The sequence below is a fragment of the Streptomyces sp. NPDC089915 genome, assembly GCF_040684675.1.
Lineage (GTDB): Bacteria > Actinomycetota > Actinomycetes > Streptomycetales > Streptomycetaceae > Streptomyces.
Genome location: NZ_JBFBGN010000336.1, coordinates 1 through 1,835, shown reverse-complemented (window position 1 = coordinate 1,835; position 1,835 = coordinate 1). Strand labels below are relative to the sequence as shown.

Here is a 1,835-nt window from a genome sequence, read left to right as displayed (position 1 = left end):
GTCTCGCCGCTGCCGGCGGTGGCGGGGCTGGCGCTGCTCGGCGCCTTCGCCCTGGTCGAGCGGCGCACGGCCGAACCGCTGGTCCGGCTCGGCGTACTGCGCTCCCCGGGGCTGCTGCGGGCCAACGCGGCGGCCCTGCTCTTCTCGGCCGCGTTCTTCGGCTTCCAGTTCCTGGTGGTGCTCTACCTCCAGGAAGTGCGCGGCTGGGCCACCCTGCAGACGAGCCTCGCGATGCTCGTGATCGGCATCGACGCCGTGCTGTCGCCGACCGTGGTCCCCAAGCTCGTGGCACGCTACGGGAACGCCCGGCTGGTCTTCGCCGGACTGCTGGTCGCGGCGGTGGCCTACGGATCGTTCCTGCCGCTGGGCGCCGACTGGGGCTACGCACTGATGCTGCCCGGCCTCGGCCTGCTGGGGCTGGCGTTCGCGCTGGTCTACGGGCCGCTGACGATCACCGCGACCGAGGGGGTCCCGGAGTCGGAACAGGGGCTGGCGGGCGGACTGCTCTACACGGCCTTCCAGTTCGGCGCCGCGCTCGGGCTGGCCGGCGTGACGGGGGTGGCGGCGGGCCACGCCGACCCCCTGGAGGGCTACCGGGCCGCGCTGCTCGTCCCCTTCGCGGCGGTACTGGTGGCCGCGGCCTTCACCCTGCCGGGACTCCGGCGCGCCTCGCACCGCCCGCGTCCCGGCGCCGACCCCCTCGGCGCCGGGGGCCCGCACGACCACGCGGACCCCGCTGCCCTCCGGCGCGTGGAGACGCCGCACGAAGCCCGGCCGTAACAGCAAGCCGGTCCTCCCCGCAGCGTTCGCCGGCAGATCCGGATCCCCGCAGGCGTGCGGGGTGGCCGGCAGCCGCGCCCGCGCGGCACGGGCCGACCCGGAAGAAACAACGGTGCGACGGGGGACCGGACCTCTACGCCACGTTGCACACCGCCTGACGCCCGCTGCGCCGGACCCCGCCGCGTCGGAGCGCTTGGGGCTTTTGGGAGGTCCGCGGCGCGGCGCGGACCTCCCTGCGGGCGTTCTCAGCCCTCGTCGATGCCGGTGTGGCCGAGGCCGTCGTCCAGGGTGATGCGAATGGTTTCCCCGGCGACGGTGGCGCCGGCCAGTTCGGCCGCGATCCGGTTGTAGGCAGTGGCAGCCAGCGCCCAGTCGGCTTCCAGGACAGTCGCGGTGGTCCGTGTGTTCCAGAGCTCGATCAGAACAGCGATGAGCGAACGACCCGAAAGGGAGGCCCGGATACGGCCCTCCTCGCCGGTTTCGGCGATGCCGTCCTGGCCCGTCCCTGCGTCTGCCCTGGCCTCGGGCGTCGGCAGCTGCGGGACGGCAGCCGACGCCGTGGCCGGAATGAATCCGCGCAGGAGATCGGCGAGTTCACGCAGCTGCTGTATTTCCTCCCGCACTTCCGCCCGGCTCTCCTGCACGTCGGCGAGCATCGTGTCCTGGCGGCGGCGCAGCTCGCGATTCTCCTCGCGGAGCCCGGTGACGCGCGTCATCGAACGCCTGTTTAGACCGTGCGTACCTCCCCATAAGCAGCTCGGCCAACACGCCGCTTTCCAGCCCTTCCACGGTCCGCGTCCCAGAGACCGGTACCCACAACCTCGCTGGCTCCGTGTTCACCGCAGTCGCCGACGACATCGAGTACGAGATGGGGCGGCGATGCGGCAGGGGTAGGTCTGGAGGAAGACGAACTGCTCGCCGTGGCGCAGGCCCGGAGGCGCCGTTACCTGTCCGGCCACTGCGCTTCAGAAGGTCGAAGGGGCGGTCGCCGGGCGAGGGCGTCTCGGGCAGACTGGGGCGATGGACTTCGGGGCGGGGTTGCGCGAGGGTGGGCG

The 1,835-nt window shown here is 73.0% G+C and carries 2 protein-coding genes; one reads left to right on the top strand and one right to left on the bottom strand.

What is annotated here, in order from left to right; translation table 11 throughout:
* The coding region (locus AB0O29_RS35545) for an MFS transporter (protein ID WP_365160474.1) at positions 1-780 on the top strand (780 nt) is incomplete at its 5' end.
* Between the two features lie 245 nt (positions 781-1,025).
* Here the strand turns inward: AB0O29_RS35545 and AB0O29_RS35540 are convergent.
* Positions 1,026-1,496: a hypothetical protein gene (locus AB0O29_RS35540; protein ID WP_365160471.1), complete on the bottom strand. Its 471-nt coding sequence runs from the start codon at positions 1,494-1,496 to the stop codon at positions 1,026-1,028.
* Positions 1,497-1,835: the final 339 nt, after the last annotated feature.

Excerpts from the sequence above, each read along its gene's own strand:
- AB0O29_RS35540 (WP_365160471.1), bottom strand. The coding sequence starts at position 1,496 with ATGACGCGCGTCACCGGGCTCCGCGAGGAGAATCGCGAGCTGCGCCGC.